Raw genomic sequence first — 22,258 nt, 5'->3', positions numbered from 1 at the left:
AGATGACCAGAGTTTACAGAATCGCACTGATGTGTTTGTTATCCGTAATGATATTATCTTCATCTGTTTTTTCTGATGATGTTTACCGTAAAGGCATTAATTGCGGCGGAAAAGATTATACAGCCGTTGACGGTAGAAAATTCGAGATGGATTTACCCTACCAGGAGAATTTCGGCTTCGGGTATTCCGGCGGAAATCACGCGGTTTCACAGAATTTCATCGAAGGCACCAAAGACCTTCCCCTGTTCCAATCCGAAAGATGGGGTTTTAGCGAATACAGGTTTGATGTTCCCAAAGGAGTTTATCTTATAACTTTTTATTTTACCGAGTTTTATTTCGAAGAACCCGGAAAGAGGGTTTTTGATATAGAAGTGGAAGGTAAGGACGCGATAAAAGATCTGGATATTGTTTCGGGTTACGGGAAAGACAAAGCAGTGACGGTTCAGTTTGCCGTTAAAGTAATGGACGGACAGCTGAATATATCATCGAGGGCATCCGTTGATAACGCGAAGATTTCCGCTTTATATGTTGAAAGCATCCCGCCGGATGCCGTTCCGCCCGTTCATCCTGAACAGCCTGCGGTTTTCAACAGGGATTCGGCGGTCGGACTCCTGTGGCCGCCTAATAAGGAGATTGATATTGACGGGTACTGCATATTCAGGGCCGATGTTCAGGAAGGTCCGTTTGAAAAAATAAGCGAAGATTTGATTTCCGCCGGCGCGTATGTCGATAAAAATGTTGAAAACGGGAAAACTTATTTTTATTCCTTAAAAGCGGTTGATGTTTTTGGCAATGAGAGCGAAACTTCCGAACCTGTTGAAGGTTCTCCCCGTGAATATACAGCGGGGGATCTTATCATACTGGTTAATTGCGGAGGAGAGGAAGTTGAGGATGAAAACGGTGAAAAATATCTGAAAGATGAAAGTTATAATATAGCTTCCGGCAGAGGTTATGCGGGAGGCGTCCCGAGAGAAATCAAAACCGGCCCGGCCGGGCCCGCCCTTACGATCAGGGAAGGGTTTGATGAATATATATATGATGTTCCTAATGGTATCTACAAGCTGACTTTTGGGTTTGTGGAACCGGATTGCGAGAGGATTTTTAAGAGAAATTTCAGCGTATATGTCGAAAACAGAAGGGTTTTGAACGATCTGGATATATTTGCCCGCGCGGGCAGATATAAATTGTTTACGGATGAATTTATTACCAGGGTTGAAGACGGGCAGCTTAATATTAAATCGGGCGTCAAATACGGCCTGCCGGTCATTTCTTTCCTGAAAATCGAACCTTTTGAAACCGACGGCATCCCGCCTGAAGAAGTTAATATATCGAAGGCGGATGACAGGGAGGACAGGGTCTTTATAATCTGGGACGCCGCGCCTGAGAATGATGTGATAGGTTATAACGTTTATCGCTCATCCGATAGCGGAAAAACCCTGAAAAAATTGAATGAGAAACCGGTAGGTGTGGAGCTTTTCAAAGACAGGGATGTTAAAACGGGAGACAATTACTCGTATTATGTTTCGGTCCTTGACGCTTCATTGAATGAGAGCGAAAAGTCCGGCGCGGCTGCCGTAAAAGTTGAAAAATTTTCAGATGACGAATTCCTGGATATGGTCCAGCGCGCGGGTTTCAGGTTTTTCTGGGATGAGGCCGACCAGGTTACGGGCCTGATAAAGGATAAGACAGGCGCGAATTTTGTCAGTGTGGCCTCAGTCGGTTTCGGGCTTTCGGCAATGGTTGTCGCGGCTGAGAGAGAATACCTGCCGAGAGATGTTATCGAGAAAAGGGTATTGACTATACTCAGGACACTTAACAGCGGCCCGAAAAAGTTCGGCCTTTATTTCCATTATCTTGATTTTGACGGAGGCCCTTCAAAAGAGGGTTACGAAAAAGTAATGTCCACAATTGATTCGGGCCTGCTTTTAATGGGAGTGATTACAGCCGGTGAATATTTCGGGGGAGAAATAAAGGAAGAAGCGGATAAGATGATAGAAGAGGCGAACTGGAAGGCCGCTCTCGACAAAAACAGGAATATGATATTTATGGCGTGGAAACCGTCGGATCCGAACAATATCAGCGGAAGCGGGACATTTCATTCGGCATGGGATTTCTATACAGATGAAAGCATAATATGCACTGTCCTCGGAATTTCGGCTCCGCTGGAGGAGCACAGGATAGACCCCGCGGCTTTCTATTCATGGAAAAGATATATGGGAAGATATCAGCCCAAGACAGAAGGTTATGAGCCTACGGGATTTTTCGTTTACAGCTGGAGCGGATGCACGTTCACTTATCAGTTTGCCCATTGCTGGATAGATTTTGCGCTGCTTGGAAAAGACAATCCCGCTAAGTTCGGCTTGCAGAATTCGGCTATTGACTGGCATAAGAATACGGTTGAGGCGACGAAAGCAGCCCGTCTTTACTGCATCGACAAGAAAGATAAGTTCAAATCATTCGGGGAAAACAGCTGGGGCCTTTCTGCCTGTGCCAGCAAAAGCGGTTACCTTGTCGTAGGCGCTATGCCCAAAGGAGACGGATGGGATGATCCCGGCGACGGCACGATGCCGCCGTATGGAGCCGGTTCTTCTCTTCCTTTCCTGCCCGGTGAGGTTATGGAAGCCCTGAGGTATTATTATGGGCTGAAAAGCGGGGATGGCGAAAGGCTGGCCTGGAAAGATGAATATGAAGGGGGATATGGTTTCTGGGACAGTTTTAATCTTGACAACGGTTATGTCGCGCAGGAAGTTATCGGGATAGACCAGGGGCCGCTTATACTTGCTATAGAGAATTACAGAAGCCGGCTGATATGGGAAAGCTTTATGAAAAACAAATATATCAGGGAGGGACTTAACAGAATCCAGTTTGAGAAGAAACTGGCGGTTAAGTGACAGATTATGGCTGTTACAATAAGGGATATCGCAAAACAGGCGGGGGTTTCGGTAGCTACTATATCAAGGGCTATTAATTCCGCCACGCGTAATCAGGTCAGGGAAGAGACAAGAAGAAAGATATTCGAGATTATCAAGAAATGCAATTACTCTCCTGATCAGACCGCGAGAAGCCTCAGTACGAGAAGAACCAAGGTATTGGGTTTGTGTATGCCTTCCAGAGCGTCGGCTTTCAGCAGTGATTATTTTACCGGAATCATTATCGGGGCCATAGAATCCGCGCGCAAACTCGGGTATGAACTTAAAATAGTGCTTTTGAGCGAAACGACAAAAGGGCTTGATGTTTCGGAAGTAAGCAAGCCGAGCGCGATTGACGGAGCCTTGCTTGTGGGAACAAGGATACACGATGAATTAATAGCTGTTTTTGAGAATAGTGATATTCCGTGGATACTTGTAAATAATTATTCCGGAAACAAAGCAAAAACGAATTTTGTCGATTGTGATAACGAAAAAGGCGCTTATAACGTGGTAAATTACCTTTTGGGAAAAGGGCACAGGAAAATAGCGTTTATCAAAGGTCCAGAAGATTCAAGGAATGCGAATGACAGGTTTGCCGGATATACAAAAGCGCTGAAGAAGAACGGGATTAAACCCGATAAACTGTTGATTAAAACCGGGAATTTTACCGAGAAAGAAGGATATCTTGCGGCTCATGACCTTCTTTCGGACCACAATGGTATTACCGCTATTTTTTGCGCGGATGATGAAATGGCGGTAGGCGCGCTTCAGGCGGTGAAAGATAAAGGGCTGAGCTGTCCTGAAGATATTTCCATTGTCGGTTTTGACGATATAAGGCTTTCCAGATATGTTAACCCGCCGCTTACGACCGTAAGGCAGCCTATTTACGAGATAGGGAAAATCGCGGCCCAGATGCTGATATACGTCGTGGAAGGTAAATTAACGGCGCCTGTTTCAAAGATATTGCAGACAGAGCTTATAGAACGTGATTCATGCGCGCCCGCCGCGCAGAAATAAAAATATACTGCCTGCATACAGGTTGAAACAATCATTGTTAAAAAAACAATTATAGGGTTTTTTTTACAAGTTTTTTCTCTTGGTAACTTGACATTGTTGTGGTAGTATGTTATCTAATAAGCGAGTTATTATGGACGAGAACTTTAATATAAATGAGTGTGAAAGAAGGCGCGAACCAAGAAGTGATAAAGATTTTTCGCTGCAGTTGAGCGACTCCGATGTCGTCGCTGAAGCGATAGATATTACCACTTCGGGTTTGAGCTGTCTTTTGAATAAACAATTACCCGAACTTAGCGAAATGAAGATTGAGTTTTTGCTTCCTGAGAGAGAGGATGAGTCTTCTATCAGCTGTTCGGGTGTGGTGGTCCGTTCTACGCCCGCGCGCCGCAAATCCGACAGGGGCCGCAAAAGGTTTGTCACGGCTTTGTATTTTCTTGATATAGATGATGCCGCGAAAAAGAAGATTTCCGATTTTACAAAGCAATAAGGCTTTTTATATATACAAGGGGCGGGTCTATTTTGGATCCGCCCCTTTTTTTGTTGTTAGAATCGGACTATTGATTTAAAATATTGGTGCGTCGCGGTTTTGCGGTAAAAAGGAGATTGCTGATGATAGATGTGAAAGAACTTCTCAAAGAAGCTGTAACAAAGGGAGCTTCGGATGTCCATATAAAGGTCAAGAGGCCCCCCATAATGAGAATCAACAGGCAGATAGTGATAACAGGTTATGATGTTTTGAAACCTGAAGATACCATGAATATCGCCAGGTCTATTACCACAGAGGGTCAATGGAACAAACTTATGGAGGAGCATGAAGTTGACTTTGCCTACAGTGAGAATGCGGTCGGGAGGTTCAGGACAAACATATTTTATCAGCGCGGAAGTATAGGTATTGTAATGAGGCATGTCCGGACGGATATTCTTTCTTTTGAACAGCTTGGGCTGCCGAAAGTTCTTGAGCAGATTTCGCTTTTCCAGAGGGGCATCATTTTAGTTTGCGGGGCAAGTTCAAGCGGAAAGTCAACTACTCTGGCGGCAGTGGTCAATTATATTAATTCCAATGAGCGCCGCCATATAGTTACGCTGGAAGACCCTATAGAATATCTTCATGCCGACAGGGAAAGTGTTATCAACCAGAGGGAAGTCGGACTGGATACCAAAAACTTTTCCACTGCGTTGAAAAATGTTCTTCGCCAGGACCCGGATGTGATACTTATCGGGGAAATGCGTGATGCCGACAGCTTTACCGCGGCGGTGGGCGCTTCCGATACGGGCCACCTTGTCCTTAGCACACTGCACACCGCGAACGCCTCACAGGCATTCGGCAGGATAATGGATCTTTTCCCTTCAAATGAAAGGGATCAGGTAAGGCAGCAGCTTGCTTTTAATTTAAAGGCGGTTGTCTGCCAGAGGTTGATAAAGACTCCGGACGGGACAGGCGTTATCCCCGCCGTAGAGATATTATTGAATAATAAGACGGTTCAGAAACTCGTAATCCAGAATAAACTTAATAAGATACCGGATGCCATTGAGATAGGGCGCGATGACGGTATGCAGACTTTCAACCAGTCGCTGTTTGATTTGATAAAATCGAAAAAGATTACTGTTGAGGAAGGTCTTGCAAAATCAGATTCGCCCGAAATGCTCAAGATGAACCTTCAGGGAATTTACCTTGATGAATCAAACCGTATCATGGACGATTCATAAGTTATGCCCTGGAAAGAATTATCCGACAACAGGAAATTTCTCGATTCCGAAACAGGTCTTCCCGCCAAAAAATATGGTGATTTGTCTGTCGCTCTGGTCTATCCGGGGGATTATCCCGCCGGCATGAGCAGTCTCGGTTTCCAGTTAGTATACCGTTACCTCAACTTTCATAATAATATAAGGTGCGAACGGGCGTTTTCAAACCCCTCAAGAGGGTATTCGTTTGAAAGCGGCGCCCGTTTATCTGATTTCAATGTTATTTCATTCTCTTTAAGTTTCGAATTGCAGTACTTTGAGATGATAAAAATACTTGAGAGCGCTAAGATCCCGCTGTTGTCAAAAAACAGGACGGATAAGGACCCCCTGATAACCGCGGGAGGTATATGCGTTTCAATGAATCCGGGGCCTTTGAGTGAAATTGTCGATGCTTTCTGGATAGGGGATTTTGAGGATAACGGTTACGGTATTTATGAGGAAATTTTAAATTCAAAAGGGAAAAAGAGAAAAGATGTCCTTTCCGCCCTTTCCGGAATTGACGGATGTTTTGTCCCGCTGGCTGACCCGGGAAAAAAATGTGAATTGCGGAAAGCTGATATTTCCGGCCTCCGCAATTTATGTTCCTGTTTTATTTCCCCGAAGGCGCAGTTTAATATGTGGCTGGTCGAAGTGGCAAGAGGCTGCAATTGGAACTGCAGGTTTTGTCTTATTAAATGGTTATGCGGGAAAAGCAGGTTCAGGCTTAAGGAACATATAATAGCGGATGCCCTTGAAGGCGCAAGAAAGGGTCAAAAAATAGGGCTTTTGGCCCCGTCGGTGCTTGATCATCCGGATATTGAAGAGATAATGGAGTCCCTTGTAAGCGAAAAAGCCGTTTTTTCCGTTTCCAGCGCCCGCGTGGACAAATTAAATCCCCGTATCCTGGAACTTTTTGTGAAAGGCGGGATAAAACAGGTAACGGTTGCTCCCGAAACTCCCGATCCCGAAAAGCGTCTCAGGCTGAATAAAAATTTTGATAACAGTGTATTTTTTGAAAGCCTGGAAAAGTGCCGCCAATCCGGCATTGAGTCTGTCAAACTGTACTTTATGTTCGGGTTTCCCTTCGGAGACGGAATTGATTTTTTGCGCGATTTTGTTAAAAGAGCCGCCGAAATCGTGAATATATCCGTCGGTTTCTCCGCGTTTGTCCCTAAACCGCACACTCCTTTCCAGTGGTCTGGGATGATGTCCCGCGCCGGGCTTGTGAAAACACGCGGTGACATGCTTGATATATTAAAAAAATTGAGACTTAAAAACATTTCTTTCGAAGATATCAGGATTTCTCTTGTTCAGGGCGCTCTTTCAAGGAGCGGGAAGGAGATGACAGAATTTATTAAAGGCGGAAGGATCAGCGCCGGAGATGCCGAAAAGATTGCTTCAAGAGAATACAAACCCGGGGAATCCCTTCCCTGGGCTAATATTGTTTCTTCCTATGGCGGGAGATTATTATCAGAGGAAAAAGATAAAATGTTATATTTGAAATGATACCGGTTTGTAATTTTATATTAAATGCATTATAATTCCACTTATGAGTCTGTCTGAAAATTATCTGGAAGTTAAAGAGAGGATTGCTTTGTCCGCGGCAGGGACGGGAAGAAGCGCGGACGATATAACCCTTGTCGCCGTTTCAAAAAAGGTCAGCGCGGACAGGATGATGGAATTATTCGGTTTGGGACACAGGGTTTTCGGGGAAAACAGGATAGATGAAGTTCTTGAAAAAAAACCGCTTTTGCCTGAAGGTATGGACCTGCATATGATAGGCCACCTTCAATCAAGGAAAGCGAAAGATGCGGTTGGATTATTTGATATTATTCAATCCGTTGACTCATTTAAGCTGGTTAAAGAAATCGACAAAAGAAGCTTTTCTGCGGGGATAAAGCAGGCAATACTGCTGGAGGTCAATACTTCCGGCGAAAAGAGCAAATTCGGATTTACCCCTGATGAACTGACAGGTTGTTTTAACGAAATTTTGTCATTTAGAAACGTAACGGTTTCAGGGCTTATGGCCATGGCTCCTTTGTCTGAAAACCCTGACGACCTCAGGCCTCTGTTCAGACGGACAAAAGAATATTTTGAAGGATTATGCGCTGTATTCCCGATGAAGTATTTGTCAATGGGGATGAGCCAGGACTACGAAATAGCTATTCAGGAGGGGTCGAATATGGTCAGGATAGGGACCGCAATATTCAAATAGGAGATAATAAATGAAAATCGGGATTATAGGGACCGGAAATATGGGACAGGCTATTATCAGCCGATTGAAGGGTTGCAGCCTTGTTATTTATGATAAAGATGTCTTAAAAGCAAAGAAAGTATCGAAAAAATTCGGTTCGGCTGTCCACACGTGTGAAAACGGGAAGATGGGCGAAGCGGATGTTATTATCCTTTGCGTAAAGCCTCAGGAAATAAATAGCGCGCTGGTTTCCCTTTCAAAAACGGGCTTAAAAAAGAAGACTGTCATATCCATAGCCGCCGGAATAAAAACCGCTGCCCTGGAAAAAGCGCTGGGGACGGTCCCGGTTATAAGGGCTATGCCGAATACGCCGGCTTTGGTGGGCATGGGCATGACCGCGATATGCAAAGGCAAGTATGCGGGAGATGCCGACTTGAAAAAGGCGAAGAATATATTTCTGAAGATAGGCGATTGTGTCATGGTCGAGGAGAAAGATATGGACGCGGTAACCGCTGTCAGCGGAAGCGGTCCGGCTTATGTGTTCCTGTTCGCCGAAGAACTTATAAAGGCTGCCGTTAAAGCGGGCCTGCCTTTAAAAACGGGTGAACTGCTTGTTAAGAAAACTTTTGCGGGCGCGGCGAATATGATGTGCTCCGGCGCCCGGAAGCTTTCCGAACTCAGGGCGAATGTCACATCCAGGGGCGGCGCTACGGAAGAGGCGCTGAAGGTTTTTCAGAATGAAAAGTTCGGGGAGATAATAAAAAAGGCTGTCCGGGCGGCAAAAATTAAAAGCGGTAAACTGGCGAAAACCGTCAATAAATAAACCGGCGTATAAAAATATGGAAACAATATTTGATGCATATTGCTTTATTCTTTTCCTGAGGTTTATTATACCTTTTACAGGACAGATGTACTTCAATCCGGCGTTTGGTTTTCTGGTTAAGATAACGGATCCGGTTATCAGGTTTGTCAGGCATATGCTGTTTAACCGGTTATCAAGGCTGCTGCCTCTTTTCGCCATGATCATGGTCTTTCTGCTGAAAATACTCTGGCTTATTGCGGAGATGAAAACCGTGTCTTATTCCGGGGGCAGTCCGTCCGCCGCCGCTGTGATAACAAGAGGGTTTAACGGCGCGGTTTCTTTTTTCTTTATAATATATTTTGTGTCTTCGGCGTTGTATTGTATCGAAAGTTTCAGAAATGCCTATGATAACATTTCAAGGATACTTAAAGACCTTATACAGCCTATCGCCAGGATTTCAGGCAGATATTTTGAAAAAGATTCCGCAAAGGCTGTATCGGCTTTTTTGTCCGTTCTTATTATATTTTTTATTTTTAAACTTCTTATCATAAATAGTTTCTTTTCCTTCGAAACGGGAAGATTTGCTTTTAATGCCGCTTCTGTATACGGAGCCCTGATTTCGACCATAGCGGATATAATAAAGATTTTCAGGATTTACACCGCGCTTATTTTTATCAGGATAATCGTTTCATGGTTTATTGTATCGTACCAGAACCTTCTTTTTGCTTTTCTTTTTAACGTGACTGAGCCGTATCTTTCCATTTTCAGGAAGTTCGGCTTGTTCGCGGGCCCGATAGATTTTTCGCCTATGGCGGCGATATTTGTGATATGGATTATAACAGGGCTCCTGCAAAAGCTTATGCTGCTTGCGCACGGTGCCATATGACTTATTATAAAAAGACGGCCGATGGTTTTTTGATTGAAGCTAAAATTGTGACGCGCTCTTCCAAATCGTCAATTGCGGGTGTCCTGGGTGAAAAACTTAAAATATGCCTTAAATCTCCGCCCGTTGAAGGCAGGGCAAATGATGAATTGACGGCGCTGATAGCAAAAAGACTCGGGCTTTCCAGAAAATATGTTGTAATTGTCAGAGGCAGAGCTTGTTCCAACAAGAAAATAATTATTAAAACAGTGAATGAAAACCTGTTGAAATCACTCCTGTAATTACCCTTTTTTGTGTTGACTTTTAAAATTTGTGATGATAATATTCGCAGTTCAATACAGGGTTTATAATTATGGAATATAAAAATACAGTTAATCTTCCCAAAACAGACTTTCCCATGAAGGCGGGTTTGTCGAAAAAAGAACCTGATATCCTTCAAAAATGGAACAAACTGGATATATACAATGAGGTGCTTTCCGGCTTGAGGGAAAAGCCTGCTTTTATCCTGCACGACGGTCCTCCTTACGCGAACGGCGATATTCATCTCGGGCACGCCCTTAATAAAATATTAAAGGATATAATCGTTAAGTATAAAAGCATGAGAGGATTCAGAAGCCCCTACGTGCCCGGATGGGACTGCCATGGGCTGCCTGTCGAACATCAGTTGTTTAAGAATCTGGGCATATCAAAAAATGAAATTTCTCAGGCGGAATTCAGGAAAAAGGCCCGCGCGTACGCCGTGAATTTTGCCGAAATCCAGTCCGGCCAGTTTCAGCGTCTCGGAGTTTTCGGAGACTGGAATCACCCGTATTACACGCTTGATCCCGAATATGAAACGAGCATTCTCGATTCATTTGCCGAATTGGCTGACAAAGGTTATGTTTATAAAGGCTTAAAACCGATTTACTGGTGCGGAAAATGTGAAACTGCCCTGGCTGAAGCGGAAGTGGAATATTCCGATAAGAAATCTCCTTCGGTTTTTGTTAAATTTAAAGCGGACAGGCAGGTTTCCGAATTCATAGGCGTAAAAAAAGACGTGTATTTTGTTATCTGGACAACCACTCCCTGGACTTTGCCGGCGAACCTGGCAATAGCTTTACATCCGTCTTTTTCATACGGGGCGTATGAAGCGGGTAAAGAAATCTGGATTATAGCAACCGAACTCTCGGATGCATTCTTCAGGAAAACCGGTTTGGCTCCCGGATTAATTAAGACTTTTAAAGGGGTTGAACTTGAAGGCAAAAAAGCAAAACATCCATTCATAGACAGGGATTCGGATGTTGTTCTTGCCGATTATGTGACTCTTGAACAGGGAACCGGATGTGTGCATACCGCGCCGGGCCACGGACAGGAAGATTATGTTACAGGGTTAAGATACGGGCTTGATATATATTCTCCCGTTGACGAAAAGGGATGTTTTGACAAAGGGGTAAAGCATTTTGCCGGTAAAAATGTGTTCAGCGCGAATAAAGATATCATAGAGTTGATGAGAGAAAAGAATGTTCTGGTCCTGTCTGAAGAGGTTGAACATTCGTATCCTCACTGCTGGAGGTGCAAAGGCCCGGTCATTTTCAGGGCTACGGAACAGTGGTTTGTCAATGTGGACCATAAGGATTTGCGGAAGAAGACGCTTGATTATGTAAAAAACGTAAAATGGCTGCCCGCGTACGGACAGAACAGAATATCATCTATGCTGGAAAACAGGCCTGACTGGTGTCTGTCACGCCAGAGATACTGGGGTGTCCCTATCCCTGTTTTTTACTGCAAAAAATGCAGGAAGGCCGTATTGTCAAAAAAAGTAATCAACCATGTCACTTCACTGATGAGAAAAAACGGAGGTTGTGATATCTGGTTTGAGTGGGATGCCGGCAAACTTCTTCCTGAAAATACCAGATGTGAATGCGGTTCCGGGGAATTTGTTAAAGAGCAGGATATCCTTGATGTCTGGTTTGAATCCGGAGTAAGCCATACGGCTGTTATTAAACAACGCAAAGAACTTGATTACCCCGCGGATCTTTACCTTGAAGGTTCCGACCAGCACAGGGGATGGTTTCAGAGTTCATTGCTGACTGCCGGAGCGCTTTATGGAAATTCGCCTTATAAAACAGTGCTGACACACGGTTTTACCATAGATGAAGAAGGAAGGAAAATGTCAAAATCACTGGGGAATGTTGTTGACCCCTTAAAAGTCATAGAAGAACGCGGCGCCGATATCCTGCGGCTTTGGGTTTCGTCAGTCGATTATACGATGGATGTCGCCCTGTCCGAGCATATCCTCAAGCAGATATCTGATTCCTATAGAAGAATCAGGAACACATTCCGCTATTTACTGGGCAATATTTCCGATTTTAATATCTTGTCGGACAGGGTGGATTACAGGAAACTCACGCCTGTTGACAAGTGGGCATTGAACAGGCTTGCCGCGCTTATTCAAAATTCAGCGCTCGCTTATGACAATTTTGATTTTTGCCGGGTTTATCATCAGGTCCATAATTTTTGCGCTGTTGATATGAGTTCTTTTTATCTTGATATTCTTAAAGACAGGATGTACACTTTCAAATCAGATTCGGCGGAACGACGTTCATCTCAGACGGTAATGTATGAAATTCTCGTCAGTCTTTCTATGGTTCTTGCGCCGATTCTTTCATTTACCTGTGAAGAAGTGTGGGGATATATCGATGTTGCCGATAAACACCCCAGCGTTCATATGAACAACTGGCCGGCGTATGATCCGGAATGGATAAACGGGGAAATCGAGTCTGATTGGACAAAACTGATAAATGTTAAGGCGGAAGTCGATAAATTACTTGAGGAGATGAGGAAAGATAAGCTGATTGGCAATTCTCTTCAGGCAAAAGCGGTATTATATGCTGAAGATAAAGAGCTGGAACGTGTTCTGCGCGATTATCTCGATGTGCTGAAGATGGTTTTCATAGTTTCCGAAGTGGAAGTAAAAGGCTTCAGTGAAAGAAAGGGCTCTAAAGCGGGGGATATAAAAGGGCTGGAAGTGAAAATCGAGAAGGCGGAAGGTTTAAAATGTGTCAGATGCTGGAACTACAGCAAAACAGTCGGAACAGTAAAAGAACATCCGGAAATATGTGAAAGGTGCTTTAAGGTTATAACAGGCGACTAAACATTTATTAATGGGGGAAACACATGGCAAAGCTGACAAAAAAAGACATTGAACAGTATAAGAAAAAACTGCTTGAAGAACAGGCCAGGATCACCGGCGATGTGTCTTCCATGGAAAAACAAATTCTTAATAATTCCCAAAGGGATTCTTCGGGTGATTTGTCCGGTTACTCAATGCATCTCGCGGATATGGGTTCCGACAATTTTGAAAGAGAGTTTACCCTTGACCTTATGAAAAAGGAACAGGAAATACTATATGAGATACAGGATGCCATTGAGCGCATAGAAAACGGCACGTTCGGTAAATGCGAGATGTGCGGTCAGGATATAAATAAAACCAGGTTGAAAGCGCGGGCTTATGCCAGATATTGCGTCGAATGCAAAGAAAACCTGGAGAAAAAGAAGAAATAATAACGTGCCGAAATGTTTAAAGAAAAAGATAGCCCGGAAAAAGGCTGTGATTACATAAAAGACTTGAATGAAAAACCGGTAAAAATCTCTAAAAGAATAATCCTTTTTCTTTTTATAATTGTTTCTGTCATGCTGTTTGACCAGGTGACGAAAGCCGTTGCGGTTTCGTGGTTCGAAAAAACCCTGCCGGCATACAACCCCGAAAGCATTTTATCGATAATAATAGTTAAAAACACGGGCGCGGCGTTCGGAATCTTCAAAGACATACCTTTTGTCAGAAATATTTTTATTATTCTGTCTTTGGCCGCCCTTTCCGCTGTTTTTTTCTTCAGGAAGTCTGTTTTTAAAGGCCCTTTTTATTTTATGCTCGGAATATCTCTTTTTGCCGGGGGGACTTTAGGCAATATGTTCGACAGGATAAGCAGGGGTTATGTAATTGATTTTATAGATGTTGATATCCCTGATATTAATATAGATGTTTTCAATATATCTCTCGAAAGATGGCCCGCTTTTAATGTAGCGGATTCCTGTATCTGTATCGGTACTTTTCTGATACTTGTGTATTTGTGGAAGTATGAGGCGAAAGAGCCTTCTCTGAAAGGTCAATAACAGAATATGTATCCTGTGTTGTTTAAATTCGGCGATATTTCGGTTTATTCTTACGGGTTGATGCTCTCGCTGGCTTTTCTGGCGGCTATCTATGCCGCGGCGCGGCGCGCCAGGAGCATTAACATCAACAGCCAGGTAATTCTCGACCTGGGGCTTGTTGTTATCCTGTCCGGAATAATAGGGGCAAGGATATTCTTCATATTGCTTAACCTTGATTTTTATATTAATAACCCCGCGCAGATTATCAGGCTTGATAAAGGCGGGCTTGCCGTTTTCGGCGGTGTCCTGTTTTCCATGGTTACCGTGTCTGTTTTTTGCCGTATCAGGAAAATCAATGTATGGGATATCGCAGATGTGATCGCTCCCTCGCTTGCCCTCGGGCAGGCTATCGGAAGGATAGGATGTTTTTTGAACGGGTGCTGCTGGGGGACTCCTACAAACCTGCCGTGCGGAGTGATATTCAGGCATAAGGAAATTATGCCGGAAGAATTACAGGGCATACCGCTTCATCCGGTCCAGTTGTATAATTCCTTTCTGAACCTGATGATTTTTTTTATTTTAGCCCGGATTTTCAGCAAGAGGAGGTCGAAAGGCGAAGTCTTCGCTTTTTACCTGATTCTGCATCCTTTTATGAGGTTCTGGACCGAATTTCTGCGGGGGGATAACGGAAAGGCCTTTTTCAACCTTACGGTTTTTCAGCTGGTAAGTATATTCCTTTGTGTTTCGGGTATTGCGATGCTGTGCGTTGTTAAATCAAAAAAATCTTTTTACATATAGCCTGTATCCTGAAATTTTATGAAGACACTTTCTTTAAACGCGGATATTGAAAGTTCGGGAAAGAGAATCGACAAGTTCCTCTCTGAAAAGATGCCCGATTGTTCAAGAAATTTTATAAAAAAACTGATAGAGGATGGATGTGTTTCTGTAAACGGCCTGTCCTGCAGGCCGAGCCGGAAAATGGTTCCGGGCCAGGTTGTGACAGTCAATATCCCCGAAAAGAAGCCCCTTCGGATAATTCCCAGAGACATACCTGTTGATATAAAGTATCAGGATGAAGATATTATAGTCATTGATAAACCCGCAGGCCTGGTCGTGCATCCCGTTCCCGGAAATTATGATAATACGCTTGTTAATGCCCTGATGTATCATATAGGGAACCTCTCCGGGATAAACGGTGTTATAAGGCCGGGTATCGTGCATCGCCTTGATAAAGACACGTCAGGTCTGATGGTCATAGCTAAAAATGATAAAGCGCATAATGATCTTGCAGAGCAGTTCAAATGCAGGAAAGTAATCAAGGAATACTATGCGATTGTATTCGGCCGGGTTATAATTCCGGAGTTTGATATCAACCTTCCTATAGGAAGGTCTAAATACGACAGGAAGAAAATGGCTGTTGTCCCGGGCGGAAAACAGGCCCGTACCGGATTCAGGTTATTAAAGAGATGGAATAGTTATTCCATGGTCTCGGCCCGGCTCTTTACGGGAAGGACTCACCAGATAAGAGTCCATCTTGCCAATGAAGGGTTTCCCATTCTCGGCGACAGGGTCTATGCCGGATCAAGAACGCATAAGGTGGGGGATATTACGGTTTCAAGGCAGATGCTGCATGCCGCCGGCCTTGAATTTGATTTGCCTTCCACCGGGGAAAAAATTCGCTTTCAGTCATCGCTTCCCGGAGATATGAGTAGTATAATAGGATATCTGGACGCTGAACTTATGGGAAAAAAATGAAAATATTCAGGATAAAGTATAAAGGCCGTGAGCATTGGAGCGTAGAGGATGAAAAAGGCGGGCTTATCCTGTGCGAAGGTTCCCCGTTCGCGAAATTGGATAAAACCGGCCCGGCGGTAAAAAAAGAGGATGTAAGAATATTGCCTCCTTCCGCGCCTTCGAAGATTGTGGCGGTCGGGCTTAATTATACGGACCACGCGAAGGAATTGGATATGGCTACACCTTCGGAACCTGTTATTTTCCTGAAGCCTTTGACCGCGGTTATAGGCCATGAGGACAATATCGTGTATCCGTCAATGTCCGGAAGAGTGGACTATGAGGCCGAAATGGGAATAATCATCAAAAAAGAAATATCGCATGCGGATGAAAAAACCGCGAAAGCCGGCATCCTGGGCTTTTGCTGCGCCAATGATATTACGGCAAGAGACCTGCAGAAGATAGACGGGCAGTGGACAAGAGCAAAATCTTTCGATACTTTTTGCCCTTTCGGGCCCTGTTGTTCGACGGATATTAACCCGGACAGCCTGTCTATAAAACTCAGGCGTAACGGTAAGATTCTTCAGAATTCAAACACTTCAAATTTTATTTTTAAGACAGGTTATGTGGTAAGTTTTATATCGAAAATAATGACACTCCGCCCGGGGGATGTGATTTTAACGGGCACTCCCGCGGGTGTAGGCCCTGTCGAAAAAAATGATATACTTGAGGTTGAAATAGAAAATATAGGCGTGCTCAGGAATAAGGTCATATAGTTTTTGGGAGGGCCGTCAAACGGGAGCGATGTTAAAGAAAAGGTTATATTTTATCAACAAGCTGCTGCTTGTTTTTATTTGTTTATTTTCCGCCGCCGGTATTATCGCCATGGGGAAAAATCATATTGTTTCTGTTATTTCCTGGGTTCTTTGTTTTATTTTTGCGGTTTGTGCTATTATAGTAAGCGTAATACAGATCATGTATCTGCTTAAAAAGTATAAAACCGGGAAAGAAATAATTAAGGAAAATTTTAAAAAATCACTGAAAGAGATACATTGATTTCCGGACATCACACAACATAAGACTGAGGTAAAATGAAAGTATATCCCATTAAATTCAAGCCTATTTACAAAGAGAGAATATGGGGCGGTTCGGCCCTTGTGGAAAAATATAATAAGCCTTTCCCCCCCGGCCTTAAAATCGGCGAGTCATGGGAAATCAGCGACAGGCATGACAGCATGTCGGTTGTTGAAAACGGGGAATATGAGGGAATGTCCCTTACGGAGCTGGTTGACAGGTTTAAAGACGGGTTTCTGGGAAATATCGCAACCGGCAGGTTTCCGGTCCTTGTCAAGGTCATCGATGCCGTGGATGTTTTGTCCGTCCAGGTGCACCCCGATGACGCTTTTGCGAAAAAGAATGAAAACGGCAGTTCCGGAAAAACGGAAATGTGGTACATAATAGAAACGGAACCCGGCGCGAAGATTACCGCGGCATTGAAGGAAAAAACCGGCAGGGAAGAGTTTAAAAAAGCAATGGAGGGTAAAAAACTTCCGGAACTGTTAAATACTTTTCCAGTTAAGCCGGATGATGTTATTTTTATTCCGTCAGGCAGGGTTCATGCCATAGGCGCGGGTATAGTCCTGCTTGAAATCCAGCAGAATGCCGATGTCACTTACAGGGTTTACGATTGGGACAGGGTCGGTTTCGACGGAAAACCGAGAGAACTCCATGTGGAAAAAGCGTTAAGAGTCATAGATTTCAATGATTCAAAAGACCCTGTCGTTCCGGTCAAAGAACAGGTTCTGGGAAATAACAGTAAAAGGCCGATGGTCAGCTGTAAATATTTTTCTAATAACGCGTACAGGGTTTCCAGTGAGATTAAATTAAGGACGAAGAATAGTTTTAATATCGTATCCTGTGTTAAAGGCGAATTTGAAGTGGAAACCGGTAATGTGGTTGAAAGGCTTTCAAAAGGATATTCCTGTGTCATTCCCGCGTCGGCTCCCGGGTATTCCCTTAAAAATGTCGGCAAAGATTTTTCAACCGCGGTTGTGACAATCGGAAAAAAGTAGAAAAGCGGTAAAATATCAAGCTGCTGAGTTATTTGATTGCTAAGTAAGAAATAAATAATAAAAAAAAGAGTTTTAACCACAGATAACACAGATACACACAGATTAAAAAAACAAGAAACAACAGCTAAAATATTATAACCACAGATAGATACAAATGGGCATAGATAGAAAAACAAAGAACACAGGCCGCAAATTCATAATTATCTAAAAATAACGGGTAATCGTTTGGAATTTTTAATCAATTGCGGCAGTTATCCAAAGATGGAATATCAGAAAGTTATTAAATAATTATATCCGGGTTTCCGGTATTTAAGTTGAGTTTTTTAAGGCTTTATCTGTGATTATCTGTGTTATCTGTGGTGAGTTGAGTTTTTAAAGTTTAAAACAAAGGAGTAGGATAGAATGAAAAAAATGTTGTTCCTCTGTATTTTTCTTCTTGCTTCCCTTGTGTTCTCCCAGCAATTGGATATTTCCAACAACAGTTTTGAATCCGGCGATTTCCAGGAATGGGTATGTTACGGCCACTGGGATATAACCGATTCCGGAGAAGATGTCCATTTTGGAAAATATGCCGCTGTTATTGATGTTTCCATGGGCCCGTCAAATCCCGGACGCGGGGAATCCAATGCTGTTTTTCAGGATATCGCGCATGCGGAGAATAAGGAATTTGTGGTCAGGGTTTATGTAAAGACGGCGGGCCTCACCGGAGCAAAAGCTTTTCTCAGGGTGGAAGCGCTGAATGAAAAAGGCAATATCATTCAGGGCTGGGACAGCGAAAAAATCAGCGGTAACAGTAAATACAAAGAAATGGTAGTCTCGGATAAAGCCCCGAGGAATACGGTGAAATTAAGGGTTTTGGGCTATGTGGTTAACGAAGAGAAGAATCCTTCAGGCAGGGTTTTTTTTGACGAATTCCTTTCGAAACAGGTACAGATTTAACAATAAATCAGCTTGACAAAACGGTTATGGTACGGTATTGTTACACAGAAAATTAACCTTTTAAACCGGTCCTGTGAGTCCGGAAAAGGAGAAAAAATGAAAATTATGCTGTTATTAAACCTCTCCGTATGAGATTACAGGAGGGGATTTTTTTTGTTTCCGGGAGACTTTTATGGCTGCGATTATAAAAATTATGGATAAGGAAGATATCTCAAGGGCTATCACCAGGATGGCCCATGAGATTATAGAGAAAAATAAAAAGGCGGAGGATATCGTGATCGTCGGCGTGAGGACGCGTGGAGTCCAGCTTGCCGAAAGGCTTTTGAGCAAGCTTTCGGCGATTACAAAGCGGAAAATACCGTTTGGGATACTCGATATAACTTTTTACCGGGATGATCTTGACAGGATTGACGAACAGCCGGTGGTCCACAGCACGGAGATTAACGATGACCTTACGGATAAGGTTGTGATTTTAGTGGATGATGTACTTTATTCCGGCAGGACCGTGAGGGCGGCTTTGAACGCGTTAATGGATTTCGGCCGGCCGAAAAAAATAGAACTTGCGGTTTTGATTGACCGTGGGCACAGGGAACTTCCTGTAAAAGCCGATTATGTGGGAAAAAATGTCCCTACGGCAAAGGATGAGAAAATAACGCTGTATTTGGAGGAAACCGATAAGGTGGATGACAAGGTTACATTGGAGAGGCGAGATGAATAAGTTTGTATGGAAAAGGAAAGATTTGCTCGGGCTGGAGGAATTAACCGCCGATGAGATTTTCCATATCCTTGATACTTCCAAGTCCTTCTACGAGATATCAACCCGCGCGATAAAGAAAGTCCCTGTTTTAAGGGGAAAAACGGTTGTTAACCTCTTTTTTGAACCGAGCACCAGGACGAAAACATCTTTCGAACTTGCGGAAAAAAGGATGAGCGCGGACATTGTCAATGTTTCGACTTCAGGCAGCAGCCTTACTAAGGGGGAAACATTGATAGATACCGTGAAAAACCTGGCCGCTTATAAAATAGATATACTTGTGATGAGACATTCTGTTCCCGGTTCCGCGCATATGCTTTCGAAAATACTTGAGGCTTCGGTTGTCAATGCGGGCGACGGGGCGCATGAACATCCGACGCAGGGTCTTCTGGATATTTTTACCATAAGGCAGAAAAAAGGCAGGATTGAAAACCTGAAAGTCGCGATTGTGGGAGATATACTGCACAGCCGGGTTGCCCGTTCCAACATCTGGGGACTTACGAAATTAGGGGCCGAAGTGATACTTGTAGGGCCGACAACGCTTGTCCCGAAATATTTTGAATCCATGGGCGTGAAAATCTCTCATAACTTTGACGATATAATAGGCGATGTGGATGTGATAAATATGCTCAGGATACAGAAAGAGCGCCAGAAAAAAAATCTTTTCCCTTCACTGAGAGAGTATTCGGACCTTTACGGCCTTGATGAAAGAAGAGTAAAAAAGATAAAAAAAGATGCTATCATCATGCACCCGGGCCCCATTAACAGGGGGGTTGAGATGTCGGCATCGGTCGCGGACGGTCCTTTTTCCGTAATCCTTGACCAGGTTACGAACGGGCTGGCGGTCAGGATGGCTGTTTTCTTCCTTGTTACCGGCGGCAGAAAAGGTAAAGGTGTAATGTGAAACTGCTCCTTAAAAACGGTCGCCTTATAGACCCTAAAAATAATATTGATGAAAAACTGGACATTCTCGCCGAAAACGGAAAAGTGGCCCAGAGAGGAAAATCGCTGAAAGGATCCGGCTGTAAAGTGATAGATTTGAACGGGCGCGTGGTATTCCCGGGTTTTATAGACATGCATGTCCACTTAAGGGAACCCGGCAGGGAAGACCAGGAAACGATTGAAACAGGCACGCTTGCCGCCGCCCATGGCGGTTTTTCCTCTGTTGTCTGCATGCCCAATACAGAACCTCCCGTGGATAACGAGGGGATAGTTGAATTAATCTATTCCCAGGCGAGGGCGAATGGCGTTGTGAATGTGTTTCCTGTCGCGTGCGTATCCAGGGGAAGGTCCGGAGAAGATATAACGGAAGTGGGCGCCCTGAAAAAAGCGGGCGCGGTTGCCTTGTCGGATGACGGGAATACTGTAATGAACAGTAATTTGATGAGAAGGGCGCTTGAGTATTCCTCGATGTTCGGGATTCCGGTTATTGACCACTGTGAAGATTTCAGTCTTTCGGGCGACGGCGTTATGAATTTTTCCGAGAATTCCGTGCGTTTCGGGCTGAAAGGGATTCCCTCCGCATCCGAAGATATTATTGTTGCCAGGGATATTATCTTGAGCGAGATGACGGATGCCCATGTTCATTTAGCCCATATAAGCACTGCCGGAGCCGTTGATTTAATAAGAAGAGCCAGGAAGAAAGGCTTGAAAGTTACGGCGGAAACAGCGCCGCATTATTTTACCCTGTCCGATTCATACCTTAAAAGTTTTGACACTAACTTCAAGATGAAGCCTCCGCTGAGGACTGAAGAAGACCGCAAAGCCGTTATCAGAGGGTTGGAGGAAGGTGTAATTGACGCGATTGCATCGGACCATGCGCCGCATGTCCAGCATGAAAAGGATGTGGAATTCGATTTTGCCCCTTTCGGTATAATCGGACTTGAAACTTCGGTCGGGCTTACATTTACGCATCTTTACCACAGGAAGATCTTAAACCTGACGCAGATCGCGGAGAGGTACAGCCTGAATCCCGCGAAGATACTGAACTTTAAAGATAAGGGACACCTGTCTGAGGGGGCGGACGCTGATTTTACCGTTATTGACACGGAGAAAAACTGGACGGTAAAAACAGATGATTTTTATTCAAAGAGCAAAAACTCCCCTTTTGTCGGATGGGATTTAAAAGGGAAACCCGTTTTAACTATTGTCGGCGGAAAAATTGCTTATAATGAACTCCCGTGAAAAACTTAGCAGCGAGAAGATATTCTTCGGCCTGAGAGAAGTAATAAATATTAATGAAATAGTTAAAGGGACTTTTCTGGTTGAAATAAGTTCATCAGCCCAGTTATCAAAGTCCGGACCCGGGCAGTTTGTATATATTATTCCCAAAACACAGAAAAGAACGATTCTTCCCAGGCCCCTCTGCATAGCCGATGCGGATGCCGATACCGTTAAATTGATATTTAAGGTTAAGGGAAAAGGCACATTGTATCTTTCCGAGTTAAGCAAGGGAGATAAGATTTCCGTGATGGGCCCTCTCGGAAAAGGGTTTCAGGCAGTGAATGAGCCTGTCCTGCTCGCGGGCGGGGGATTAGGCGCCGCTCCTCTGTATTTTCTCGCGAAGAAACTCCGGAATAATGAAAAGACTTCTCTGGTCCTCGGTTTTAAAAACAAGGATGAAGCGTATTTTATCAATGAATTCAAATCTGTTTTGCGGAATGTTTTTGTATGTACTGATGACGGCAGCCTGGGCAGCAGGGGGAATGTAACCGGAAAAATCGGTGAGATAATCAAGGATGAAAAAATCATTTGCGCGTGCGGCCCCAGGCCCATGCTTAAGTCACTGTCGGCTTTTGCCGGGGAAAACAAAATGAGGATTTTCGTGTCTCTTGAGGAAAGGATGGGCTGCGGGATGGGAGCATGCCTTGGATGCGTTGTTAAAATACGGTCCGGCGGCAAAGAAGAATATCAGAGAGTGTGCAAAGAAGGGCCTGTCTTTGACGGGAGTAAAGTGATTTATTGATGTTTTTCAGGTTTTGGATTTAAAGTTGAGGTAAATGAAAAATATGTTATTTCCCAATCAAATTTTACATCTGTGTGAATCTGTGTTATCTGTGGTTAATGTGTATTTGATATTTGAAATTTTTGTTTCAAGTTTTTAA

22 protein-coding genes are annotated in these 22,258 nt (G+C 43.8%); all 22 read left to right on the top strand.

Annotation, left to right across the window (positions count from 1 at the left end):
• Positions 1 to 2: 2 nt before the first annotated feature.
• Positions 3 to 2,891 (top strand): malectin domain-containing carbohydrate-binding protein, encoded by a 2,889-nt coding sequence (locus M0R36_01655; GenBank protein ID MCK9554517.1) that lies wholly within the window; start codon positions 3 to 5, stop codon positions 2,889 to 2,891.
• A gap of 6 nt (positions 2,892 to 2,897) precedes the next feature.
• Positions 2,898 to 3,926 carry a LacI family transcriptional regulator gene (locus M0R36_01650; GenBank protein MCK9554516.1) on the top strand — a complete coding sequence of 343 codons (1,029 nt, stop codon included), beginning with the start codon at positions 2,898 to 2,900 and terminating at the stop codon, positions 3,924 to 3,926.
• Between the two features lie 130 nt (positions 3,927 to 4,056).
• Positions 4,057 to 4,413: a PilZ domain-containing protein gene (locus tag M0R36_01645; protein MCK9554515.1), complete on the top strand. Its 357-nt coding sequence runs from the start codon at positions 4,057 to 4,059 to the stop codon at positions 4,411 to 4,413.
• Between the two features lie 122 nt (positions 4,414 to 4,535).
• Positions 4,536 to 5,633 (top strand): PilT/PilU family type 4a pilus ATPase, encoded by a 1,098-nt coding sequence (locus M0R36_01640; protein ID MCK9554514.1) that lies wholly within the window; start codon positions 4,536 to 4,538, stop codon positions 5,631 to 5,633.
• A gap of 3 nt (positions 5,634 to 5,636) precedes the next feature.
• Positions 5,637 to 7,154: a radical SAM protein gene (locus M0R36_01635; GenBank protein ID MCK9554513.1), complete on the top strand. Its 1,518-nt coding sequence runs from the start codon at positions 5,637 to 5,639 to the stop codon at positions 7,152 to 7,154.
• 43 nt (positions 7,155 to 7,197) lie between these two features.
• A complete protein-coding gene (locus M0R36_01630; protein MCK9554512.1) occupies positions 7,198 to 7,863 on the top strand; it encodes a YggS family pyridoxal phosphate-dependent enzyme in 666 nt (221 codons plus the stop codon).
• 10 nt (positions 7,864 to 7,873) lie between these two features.
• Positions 7,874 to 8,665 (top strand): pyrroline-5-carboxylate reductase, encoded by a 792-nt coding sequence (proC, locus tag M0R36_01625; GenBank protein MCK9554511.1) that lies wholly within the window; start codon positions 7,874 to 7,876, stop codon positions 8,663 to 8,665.
• 16 nt (positions 8,666 to 8,681) lie between these two features.
• A complete protein-coding gene (locus M0R36_01620) occupies positions 8,682 to 9,530 on the top strand; it encodes a YggT family protein (GenBank protein MCK9554510.1) in 849 nt (282 codons plus the stop codon).
• On the top strand, positions 9,527 to 9,808 hold the full coding sequence (locus tag M0R36_01615; GenBank protein ID MCK9554509.1) for a DUF167 domain-containing protein: 282 nt from the start codon (positions 9,527 to 9,529) through the stop codon (positions 9,806 to 9,808). The genes M0R36_01620 and M0R36_01615 overlap by 4 nt, the downstream gene beginning before the upstream one ends.
• A gap of 71 nt (positions 9,809 to 9,879) precedes the next feature.
• The gene (ileS, locus tag M0R36_01610) at positions 9,880 to 12,660 is read left to right on the top strand and encodes an isoleucine--tRNA ligase (protein MCK9554508.1); all 2,781 of its coding nucleotides are present in this window, start codon (positions 9,880 to 9,882) and stop codon (positions 12,658 to 12,660) included.
• Between the two features lie 23 nt (positions 12,661 to 12,683).
• Entirely contained in the window at positions 12,684 to 13,070 is a 387-nt protein-coding gene (locus M0R36_01605; GenBank protein MCK9554507.1) for a TraR/DksA C4-type zinc finger protein, read from the top strand.
• Positions 13,071 to 13,082: 12 nt separating this feature from the next.
• Positions 13,083 to 13,679, top strand: coding sequence for a signal peptidase II (gene lspA / locus M0R36_01600; protein ID MCK9554506.1), 597 nt, complete (start codon positions 13,083 to 13,085; stop codon positions 13,677 to 13,679).
• Positions 13,680 to 13,685: 6 nt separating this feature from the next.
• A complete protein-coding gene (gene lgt, locus M0R36_01595) occupies positions 13,686 to 14,456 on the top strand; it encodes a prolipoprotein diacylglyceryl transferase (protein ID MCK9554505.1) in 771 nt (256 codons plus the stop codon).
• Between the two features lie 18 nt (positions 14,457 to 14,474).
• Positions 14,475 to 15,413 carry an RluA family pseudouridine synthase gene (locus M0R36_01590; protein MCK9554504.1) on the top strand — a complete coding sequence of 313 codons (939 nt, stop codon included), beginning with the start codon at positions 14,475 to 14,477 and terminating at the stop codon, positions 15,411 to 15,413.
• Entirely contained in the window at positions 15,410 to 16,165 is a 756-nt protein-coding gene (locus M0R36_01585; GenBank protein MCK9554503.1) for a fumarylacetoacetate hydrolase family protein, read from the top strand. The genes M0R36_01590 and M0R36_01585 overlap by 4 nt, the downstream gene beginning before the upstream one ends.
• Before the next feature lie 28 nt (positions 16,166 to 16,193).
• Positions 16,194 to 16,445 carry a hypothetical protein gene (locus M0R36_01580; GenBank protein MCK9554502.1) on the top strand — a complete coding sequence of 84 codons (252 nt, stop codon included), beginning with the start codon at positions 16,194 to 16,196 and terminating at the stop codon, positions 16,443 to 16,445.
• A 35-nt stretch (positions 16,446 to 16,480) separates the two neighbouring features.
• Entirely contained in the window at positions 16,481 to 17,461 is a 981-nt protein-coding gene (locus M0R36_01575) for a class I mannose-6-phosphate isomerase (GenBank protein ID MCK9554501.1), read from the top strand.
• 402 nt (positions 17,462 to 17,863) lie between these two features.
• Positions 17,864 to 18,400: a hypothetical protein gene (locus M0R36_01570; GenBank protein MCK9554500.1), complete on the top strand. Its 537-nt coding sequence runs from the start codon at positions 17,864 to 17,866 to the stop codon at positions 18,398 to 18,400.
• 172 nt (positions 18,401 to 18,572) lie between these two features.
• Positions 18,573 to 19,118 (top strand): bifunctional pyr operon transcriptional regulator/uracil phosphoribosyltransferase PyrR, encoded by a 546-nt coding sequence (gene pyrR, locus M0R36_01565; GenBank protein ID MCK9554499.1) that lies wholly within the window; start codon positions 18,573 to 18,575, stop codon positions 19,116 to 19,118.
• Complete coding sequence (locus tag M0R36_01560) at positions 19,111 to 20,058, top strand: aspartate carbamoyltransferase catalytic subunit (GenBank protein ID MCK9554498.1); 948 nt, start codon at positions 19,111 to 19,113, stop codon at positions 20,056 to 20,058. The genes pyrR and M0R36_01560 overlap by 8 nt, the downstream gene beginning before the upstream one ends.
• The gene (locus M0R36_01555) at positions 20,055 to 21,338 is read left to right on the top strand and encodes a dihydroorotase (GenBank protein MCK9554497.1); all 1,284 of its coding nucleotides are present in this window, start codon (positions 20,055 to 20,057) and stop codon (positions 21,336 to 21,338) included. Before M0R36_01560 ends, M0R36_01555 begins: the two co-directional genes overlap by 4 nt.
• Positions 21,325 to 22,119: a dihydroorotate dehydrogenase electron transfer subunit gene (locus M0R36_01550; GenBank protein MCK9554496.1), complete on the top strand. Its 795-nt coding sequence runs from the start codon at positions 21,325 to 21,327 to the stop codon at positions 22,117 to 22,119. Before M0R36_01555 ends, M0R36_01550 begins: the two co-directional genes overlap by 14 nt.
• Positions 22,120 to 22,258: the final 139 nt, after the last annotated feature.

It is taken from the genome of bacterium (assembly GCA_023228325.1).
Lineage (GTDB): Bacteria > Auribacterota > UBA6266 > UBA6266 > UBA6266 > UBA6266.
The sequence above is the reverse complement of the archived record's forward strand: the minus strand, read 5'-3'. Positions and strand labels throughout refer to the sequence as shown.